This window comes from Streptomyces sp. E2N166 (genome assembly GCF_003671715.1).
GTDB classification, from domain to species: Bacteria; Actinomycetota; Actinomycetes; order Streptomycetales; family Streptomycetaceae; genus Streptomyces; species Streptomyces thinghirensis.
The window spans coordinates 1,125,931-1,134,117 of record NZ_RAIF01000012.1 but is presented as its reverse complement, the minus strand read 5'-3'; the positions used below and the strand labels follow the sequence as shown (position 1 = coordinate 1,134,117).

Genomic DNA, 8,187 nt, shown 5'->3' with positions numbered 1-8,187 from the left:
GTGCGGTGCGCACGGGCGGGCGAGGGCCGCCCGTGCCGCCCGGCGGGCCCACCGGCCACGGGCGGACGTTCCCGATACGGGGGAACGTCCCGACGCCGCGTCCGGCTCCGGCGCCGGTCAGCCGGCTCGCGAGGGCGAGACGGTGCGGGCCGAGGCTTCCGGCCAGTGGGCGCGTAGCGTGCGTACCGTCTCCGCGATCGCCGGACGGCGGGCCGCGCCCGCGCGCCACAGTGCGTACAGCCGCCGTACGGGCGTCGGGACGAGCGGCACCTCCACCACCCCGGCGGGCAGCGGGCCGCGCCCCAGGCGGGGGATCAGGGCGATGCCCAGCCCGGCCGCGACCAGTGCGACGAGGGTCGGGTTCTCGTCGGCCTGGTGGACGATGTCCGGCTCGTGCCCCGCGCCCCGCAGGGTCCGCAGCAGCCAGTCGTGGCAGACCCGCCCGGGCGGCTGGCAGATCCACCGCTCCCCGCCCAGCTCCTCCCGCCGCACGCCCGCCCGCCCCGCGAACCGGTGCCCCTCGGGTACCAGCAGATCGCACCGGTCCTCCCCGACGAACGCCTGCTCCACCCCGGCCGGGGCGGGCAGCGGCGCGATGTCCCAGTCGTGCGCCACGACCAGGTCGACGGCGCCCTTCGCCACCAGGTCGACGGACAGATGCGGGTCCACCTCGGTGAGCCGGGCGTCGAGCGCGGGATGCCGCGCCGCCAGGTCGGCGAGCACGGCCGGCATCAGACCACGCGCCGCCGACGCGAACGCGGCCACGGTCAGCCGCCCCGCCGGCACCCCGCGCCGCTCCTCCAGCCGGGTCTCCGCCCGCTCCACGACGGCCAGCAACTCGACCGCGGTGGCGGCCAGTTGCCATGCCTCGTCGGTGAGCCGCACCCCGCGCCCCTCCCGCTCCAGGAGCACCGTCCTGGTCTCCCGCTCCAGCTTGGCGATCTGCTGGGACACGGCGGACGGTGTGAAGCCGAGCGCGGCGGCGGCCGCGCCGACGGTGCCGTGCACGGACACGGCGTGCAGGGCACGCAGACGCTGAAGATCGAGCACGAGGCAGCTCCCTGATGTGAATCCCTTTGAGGTCCCTGACACGAACAGTTAGCAGTGCTTCATCCAACCATGCAGAAATCATCGCTGGTGCTTCACGGTGGGTGGGCGTGATTCTCGACGCATGCGACCTTCCCACCTGCTCCTCGCCGTGCTCGTCGCCGCCGTCTGGGGCGTGAACTTCACGGTCATCGAGATCGGCCTCGACCACTTCCCGCCGCTGCTCTTCTCCGCCCTGCGCTTCCTCGTGGCGGCGCTGCCCGCCGTCTTCCTCGTGGGCCGGCCGAAGGTGGCCTGGAAGTGGATCGTGGCCGTGGGGCTGGTGCTGGGAGTCGCGAAGTTCGGGCTGGTCTTCGTGGGCATGGACACGGGCATGCCGGCCGGCCTGTCCTCCCTCGTCCTGCAGGTCCAGGCGGTGTTCACGGCGGTGATCGCGGCGGCGGTGCTGGGCGAACGCCCCACCGGCGTGAAGGTACTGGGCATGGTGGTGGCGCTGGCCGGCATAGGCGTGGCGGCCCTCGACGAGGGCGCCTCCGGACCGCTGGGCGCCTTCGTGCTGGTCGTCGGGGCGGCGGCCGCGTGGGGCCTGTCCAACGTCCTGACCCGCAAGGCCTCCCCGCCCGACGCGCTGAACTTCATGGTGTGGGTGTCCACCGTCCCGGTGCTCCCCCTGCTCGCCCTCTCCCTCGCGACGGAGGGCCCGTCCCGGGACCTCGCGGCCCTGCGGGGGCTCGACTGGCAGGGCGCCGGCACGATCCTCTTCGTCGCCTGGGTCTCGACCGTCTTCGGCTTCGGCGCCTGGGGCTGGCTCCTGCACCGTCACCCCGCCTCCACGGTCGCGCCGTTCTCCCTCCTGGTGCCCGTCTTCGGCATGTCGTCGGCGGCGCTCTTCCTCGGCGAGTCGGTGACCCCGCTGCGGTGGTGCGCGGCGGCACTGCTGGTGGGCGGGGTGGCGCTGACGACGCTCACGCCCGCCCGGCACGGCCGGGACGGGCTGCCGGACGCGGTCGCGGCCCGCCCGGAACCCGTTGGACGGCCGTCCGCGCGGGCGGAAGAATCCGTCGGGTGACATTCACCCTGAAGGGCCCGGCCCTCGAAGGCACGCTGGTTCGACTGGAACCGCTGGGCCCGCACCACGCGGCGGACCTGGCCGTGGCCGCCGAGGAGGACCGCGGCACCTACGCGTTCACGTGGGTGCCCAGGGCCGACGAGGTCGGCGCCTACATCGACGCCCAGTTGGCCAGGGCGGCCACGGGACGGCTGGCGCCCTACGCGCAGGTCTCCCTCGCCACCGGCCGGGCGGTCGGCGCCACTTCCTACTGGGAACCCCGCTCCTGGCTGACGGACGACGCCCTCGACGCGATCGAGGTCGGTTTCACCTGGCTGGCCCGGTCGGCACAGGGAACGGGCGTCAACGCCGAGGCCAAGCTGCTGCTGTTCCGCCACGCCTTCGAGGTCTGGCGGGTGTCCCGGGTCGACCTGAAGACCGACGCCCGCAACGCTCGGTCCCGCGCCGCGATCGAGTCGGCCGGCGCCCGCTTCGAGGGCGTGCTGCGCAACTGGTCCCGCTCCTGGGCGCCGGGCGAGGAGGGCCGGTTGCGCGACTCCGCGATCTACTCGATCACGGCGGCGGAGTGGCCGGGGTGCCGCGAGCGGCTGGAGCGCCGGGTGCGGCCCGCGCGGCCCACGTTCACGCCGCGTCGCTGAGCAGCCGGGCGAGGTGCTCGCGCCCTGCGACCAGCAGTTCCGGCAACGGTGCGGCCGACTCGTACCACCGCTTCTCGTACTCCCAGCACAGCCAGCCGTCCCAGCCGTCGCGGGAGAGGACGTCCACCACCTCGGTGAGCGGCAGCACGCCGGCGCCGAGCGGCAGCGGGGTGGTGTCCTCGGCGGAGGCGATGTCCTTGACCTGGACGTAGCCGAGGTGCGGGGCGAGGGCGAGGTAGCTCTCCGAGGGCTGCTCGCCGCCCAGCCAGGTGTGCATCACGTCCCACAGGGCGCCGACCTGGCGGTGTCCGACCAGTCCGAGGACGCGCATCGCGTCAGCGCCGGTGCGGTGCGAGTCGTGGGTCTCCAGGAGGATGCGCACGTCCACTTCGGTGGCGTACTCGGCGGCCGTGCCCAGCCGGCGGGCCGCCGTCGCGTCGGCCTCCTCGGGGCTCTGGTCGGCGCCGCCGCCGGGGAAGACCCGGACGTACGGGGCGCCCAGGTCGCGGGCCAGGTCGAGCAGGGCGCGGATCTCGGCGATCACGGCGTCGTCGTCGCCCGGCGCGGCGACCCGCGGGTACCCCGCGAGGCCCAGCAGTTCCACGCCCGCCTCCTTGAACCCGGCCGCCACCGCGGCCCGTTCACCGGGGGCCAGGCCGGGGTGCACCGGTTCCTCCGGGTGGGCGCGCAACTCGACACCGTGGTAGCCGTGCGCGGTCGCGAGCCCCAGCACGTCGGTCAGGGGCAGGCCGGGGACACCGAGGGTGGAGAACGCCAGCTTCATGACCACGGAGCGTACCCGTACCTGCCTTCCGCACTCCTCCCCGTCGGTCGGGTGTCGCCGCCAGGCCGCGCACTCCGACGCCCGGCGGGCCGACCCGGCCCGTCCGGCGCTTGGGGACGAGGCCGTCCAGGCCGAAGCGGGGGTGTGGGGGCGGCAGCCCCCACCAGGCCCGCACCGACGCGGGGCGCGGAGAAAGCAACGGCACCGACCAACGGCACCGACCAACGGCACCTACTCCCGCGGCCCTCCGGAGGACCCCCGCACCATCAATTCCCCCCGCACCGTGGCGATCCCCCCGGGCGGCGCCTCCTCCCGCCCCATCGCGATGCGCCCCGCCCGTGCCCCCGCCTCCGCGAGCGGCAGCCGGACCGTCGTCAGCGCGGGCACCGCGTCGATGCTGAAGGGCAGGTCGTCGAAGCCGGCCACGGACACGTCGTCCGGGATGCGCAGCCCCGAGTCGCGCAGCGCCGCGCACGCGCCCAGCGCCACGGAGTCGTTCGCGGCGACGACGGCCGTCAGCGAGGGGTCCCTGCGCAGCAGTTCGAGTGTGGCCTCGTAGCCGGACTGCCGGTCGTACCGGCCGTGGACCGCCCAGCGGGGGTCCTCCTCGATGCCGTGCGCGGCGAGCGCGGCGCGGTGGCCCTCCAGCCGGTGCCGGGTCGTGGTGCGCTCCTGCGGGCCCGCGATGTAGCCGAGCCGCCGGTGCCCGAGCCCGATCAGGTGGTCGGTCAGCTCGCGGCCGCCCCCGCGGTTGTCGAAGGTCAGCGCGATCGCCCCGGTGTCCGGCGCCGGCGGCCGCCCGCACAGCACCACCCGCGTACCGGCCTCCGCCAGCTTGCGCAGCTTCACCGCCACGGCCGCCTGGTGCGCCGCGTCCTCCATCGCCCCGCCGGTCAGCACGACGGCCGCCGCCCGCTGCCGTTGCAGCAGGGTGAGGTAGGTCAGCTCGCGCTCCGGGGAGCCGCCGGTGTTGCAGACCACGGCGAGTCTCTCGCCGCCCGCTCTGCCGCCCGGCCCGCCGATCTCGGACTGGATCGCACCGGCCATGATGCCGAAGAAGGGGTCGGCGATGTCGTTGACCAGGATGCCCACCAGGTCGGACGTGGCCGCGGCCAGCGCGCTCGCGGGGCCGTTGAGCACGTAGTCCAGGTCGTCGACCGCCTTCAGCACCCGCTCCCGGGTGGAGGCGGCCACGGGATAGTTCCCGTTCAGCACGCGCGACACCGTCGCGGGGGAGACCTGGGCGCGGGCCGCCACGTCCGCCAGTGTCACCGTCATGTCCTCGTCCTCCGCATCGCGCCTGTGCCGCACACCGTCGTCCCGTCCCAGGTGACCTTACGACCACGGCCCGCCGCTGTTCGTCCCCTCGAACAACTCGCCCGGGATCCCGGTCTTGTCCAGACCACCGTCCACAGGCTAGCTTCGTACTGCATAGAAAGCGCTTGCTGTACCGCACTACCTCCACCTCACCGCCCGTACGAAGGGAACGACGTGACACGCAAGACGGTGCGAATCGCCATGAACGGTGTGACCGGGCGCATGGGCTACCGCCAGCACCTGGTCCGCTCCATCCTGGCCCTCCGCGAACAGGGCGGCCTCGACCTCGGCGACGGCACCGTGCTGTGGCCGGAACCGATCCTGGTCGGCCGCCGCGAGCACGCGCTGCGGACGCTGGCCGAACGGCACGGCCTGGAGCACGTCTCCACGGACGTGGACGCGGTCCTCGCCGACCCCGCCGTGGACATCTACTTCGACGCCCAGGTGACCTCGGCCCGCGAGGAGGCGATCAAGAAGGCCATCGCCGCGGGCAAGCACGTCTACACCGAGAAGCCCACCGCCACCGGCCTGGACGGCGCCCTGGAACTCGCCCGCCTGGCCAACGCCGCCGGCATCAAGCACGGCGTCGTCCAGGACAAGCTCTTCCTCCCCGGCCTGCTCAAGCTCAAGCGCCTCATCGACGGCGGCTTCTTCGGCCGCATCCTGTCCGTGCGCGGCGAGTTCGGCTACTGGGTCTTCGAGGGCGACTGGCAGGACGCCCAGCGCCCCTCCTGGAACTACCGCGCCGAGGACGGCGGCGGCATCGTCGTCGACATGTTCCCGCACTGGGAGTACGTCCTGCACGAGCTGTTCGGCCGCGTGAAGTCCGTCCAGGCACTCACCGCCACCCACATCCCGCAGCGCTGGGACGAGAACGGCAAGCCCTACGACGCCACCGCCGACGACGCCGCGTACGGCGTCTTCGAGCTGGACGGCGGCACGATCGCCCAGATCAACTCCTCCTGGACCGTGCGCGTCAACCGCGACGAACTCGTCGAGTTCCAGGTCGACGGCACCGAGGGCTCCGCCGTCGCCGGCCTGCGCGACTGCCGCGTCCAGCACCGCTCCGCCACCCCCAAGCCGGTCTGGAACCCGGACATCCCCGCCACCGAGGTCTTCCGCGACCAGTGGCAGGAGGTCCCGGACAACGGCGACTTCGACAACGGCTTCAAAGCGCAGTGGGAACTGTTCCTGCGCCACGTCTACGCCGACGCCCCCTACCACTGGGACCTGCTGGCCGGCGCCCTCGGCGTGCAGCTCGCCGAACTGGGCCTGAAGTCCTCGGCCGAGGGCCGCCGCCTGGACGTACCGGAGATCGCGCTGTGACCCTCCACCTGCCGGACGCGGGCGGCACCCTGCGCGCCTACGAGCCCCGCACCGAGCCCCTCGCCGTCACCCGGGAAGCCCCAGGAAGCGCTTTCACCTCCCGTACGGTCTTCTCGGCCGCGCACGTCGTCGCCGACCCGTACGCGGACACCACGCCCGACGGACCCGCCGCCGTCGACTGGGACGCCACCCTCGCCTTCCGCCGCCACCTGTGGTCCCACGGACTCGGCGTCGCCGAGGCCATGGACACCGCCCAGCGCGGCATGGGCCTGGACTGGGCCGGCGCGGCCGAACTCATCCGCAGGTCCGCCGCCGAGGCGAAGGCGGCCGACGGCCGCATCGCCTGCGGCGTGGGCACCGACCAGATCACGGGCGGCACCCTCGCCGAGGTCCGGGCCGCCTACGAGGAACAGCTCGCCGTCGTCGAGGAGTCGGGCGCCCAGGCCATCCTGATGGCCTCCCGCGCCCTGGCCGCGTCGGCGCGTAGCCCAGAGGACTACCTGGAGGTCTACGGCCATCTCCTCCGCCAGGCCGCCGAACCGGTCATCCTGCACTGGCTCGGCCCGATGTTCGACCCGGCCCTGGAGGGCTACTGGGGTTCGTCCGACCTCGACGCGGCCACCGGCACCTTCCTGGACGTCATCGCCGCCCACCCCGACAAGGTCGACGGCGTCAAGATCTCCCTGCTGGACGCCCAGCGCGAGGTCGACCTGCGCCGCCGCCTCCCGCAGGGCGTGCGCTGCTACACCGGCGACGACTTCAACTACCCCGAGCTGATCGCCGGTGACGAGCAGGGCTTCAGCCACGCGCTGCTCGGCATCTTCGACCCGCTGGGCCCGCTGGCGGCCGAGGCGGTCCGCGTCCTGGACACGGGGAACACGGAAGGCTTCCGCGCCCTCCTCGACCCCACCGTGGAACTCTCCCGGCACCTCTTCCAGACCCCCACCCGCTACTACAAGACGGGCGTGGTCCTCCTGGCCTGGCTGGCCGGTCACCAGAGCCACTTCACGATGGTCGGCGGCCTCCAGTCGGCCCGCTCCCTGCCGCACCTCGCCCGCGCCTACGAACTCGCGGACGGCCTCGGCCTGTTCCCGGACCCGAAGCGCGCGGAAGAACGCATGCGCACCCTGCTGAACCTGTACGGAGTGGACCAGTGAGCGACCTCGGCCCCGATCAGGACCTGACGCGTTTCAGCATCAACCAGATGACGGTCAAGCAGTTGTCGCTGCCCGAACTGACCGCCGCCTGCCGCGAACTCGGCGTCTCCAACGTCGGCCTGTGGCGCGAACCGGTCCAGGCGTACGGCGTCGAGGCGGCGGCCAAGCTGGTCCGCGACGCGGGCCTGACCGTCACCACCCTGTGCCGCGGCGGCTTCCTCACGGCGACCGACGCGGACGAACGCGCGAAGGCCCTGGCCGACAACCGCCGTGCCGTCGACGAGGCCGCCACCCTCGGCACCGACACCCTCGTCCTGGTCTCGGGCGGGCTCCCGGCCGGCGACAAGGACCTGCGCGCCGCCCGGGAGCGCATCGCCGACGCCCTGGCGGAACTGGGCCCCTACGCCGAGCGGCACGGCGTACGGCTCGCCATCGAGCCCCTGCACCCCATGTACGCCTCCGACCGCTGCGTGGTCTCCACCCTCACCCAGGCCCTAAACCTCGCCGAACGCTTCCCGGCGCACCAGGTCGGCGTCACCGTCGACACGTACCACATCTGGTGGGACGACCGGGCGCCCGAGGAGATCACCCGGGCCGGGGCGGGCGGACGCATCCACACCTTCCAGCTCGCCGACTGGACCACTCCGCTGCCCGAGGGCGTCCTCAACGGCCGCGGCCAGATCGGGGACGGCGCGATCGACATGCGGGAGTGGAAGGGGTACGTGGAGGCGGCCGGGTACACCGGTGCCATCGAGGTCGAGCTGTTCAACGAGGAGCTGTGGGCGCGGGACGGGCGGGAGGTGCTCGCCGAGACGGCGGCACGGTTCGCGGCGCACGCGGGGGCCGCGA

At 73.6% G+C, this 8,187-nt stretch carries 8 protein-coding genes; 5 read left to right on the top strand and 3 right to left on the bottom strand.

The genetic code is table 11. The features are described 5' to 3' along the window. Window positions 1–117: 117 nt before the first annotated feature. A complete protein-coding gene (locus tag EBH09_RS12905) occupies window positions 118–1,050 on the bottom strand; it encodes a LysR family transcriptional regulator (protein WP_121747093.1) in 933 nt (310 codons plus the stop codon). Window positions 1,051–1,171: 121 nt separating this feature from the next. On the opposite strand from EBH09_RS12905, the gene EBH09_RS12900 reads away from it, so the two are divergent. Further along, window positions 1,172–2,116, top strand: a complete 945-nt coding sequence (locus EBH09_RS12900) for an EamA family transporter (protein WP_121747092.1) — start codon at window positions 1,172–1,174, stop codon at window positions 2,114–2,116. After that, window positions 2,113–2,754, top strand: coding sequence for a GNAT family protein (locus EBH09_RS12895; RefSeq protein ID WP_121747091.1), 642 nt, complete (start codon window positions 2,113–2,115; stop codon window positions 2,752–2,754). The genes EBH09_RS12900 and EBH09_RS12895 overlap by 4 nt, the downstream gene beginning before the upstream one ends. Here EBH09_RS12895 and EBH09_RS12890 read toward each other — a convergent pair. Together EBH09_RS12890 and EBH09_RS12885 are read right to left on the bottom strand one after the other, a co-directional pair. Further along, the gene (locus tag EBH09_RS12890) at window positions 2,738–3,538 is read right to left on the bottom strand and encodes a sugar phosphate isomerase/epimerase family protein (RefSeq protein WP_193776264.1); all 801 of its coding nucleotides are present in this window, start codon (window positions 3,536–3,538) and stop codon (window positions 2,738–2,740) included. The two genes, EBH09_RS12895 and EBH09_RS12890, sit on opposite strands and share 17 nt — an antisense overlap. A gap of 231 nt (window positions 3,539–3,769) precedes the next feature. Continuing rightward, window positions 3,770–4,816: a LacI family DNA-binding transcriptional regulator gene (locus EBH09_RS12885; protein WP_121747089.1), complete on the bottom strand. Its 1,047-nt coding sequence runs from the start codon at window positions 4,814–4,816 to the stop codon at window positions 3,770–3,772. A 213-nt stretch (window positions 4,817–5,029) separates the two neighbouring features. On the opposite strand from EBH09_RS12885, the gene EBH09_RS12880 reads away from it, so the two are divergent. The 3 genes from EBH09_RS12880 to EBH09_RS12870 all read left to right on the top strand — a co-directional run. Next, the gene (locus EBH09_RS12880; RefSeq protein ID WP_193776263.1) at window positions 5,030–6,181 is read left to right on the top strand and encodes a Gfo/Idh/MocA family oxidoreductase; all 1,152 of its coding nucleotides are present in this window, start codon (window positions 5,030–5,032) and stop codon (window positions 6,179–6,181) included. Beyond that, window positions 6,178–7,338 (top strand): dihydrodipicolinate synthase family protein, encoded by a 1,161-nt coding sequence (locus EBH09_RS12875; RefSeq protein WP_121747088.1) that lies wholly within the window; start codon window positions 6,178–6,180, stop codon window positions 7,336–7,338. The genes EBH09_RS12880 and EBH09_RS12875 overlap by 4 nt, the downstream gene beginning before the upstream one ends. Before the next feature lie 47 nt (window positions 7,339–7,385). Then, the coding region (locus EBH09_RS12870) for a sugar phosphate isomerase/epimerase family protein (protein ID WP_153182654.1) at window positions 7,386–8,187 on the top strand (802 nt) is incomplete at its 3' end.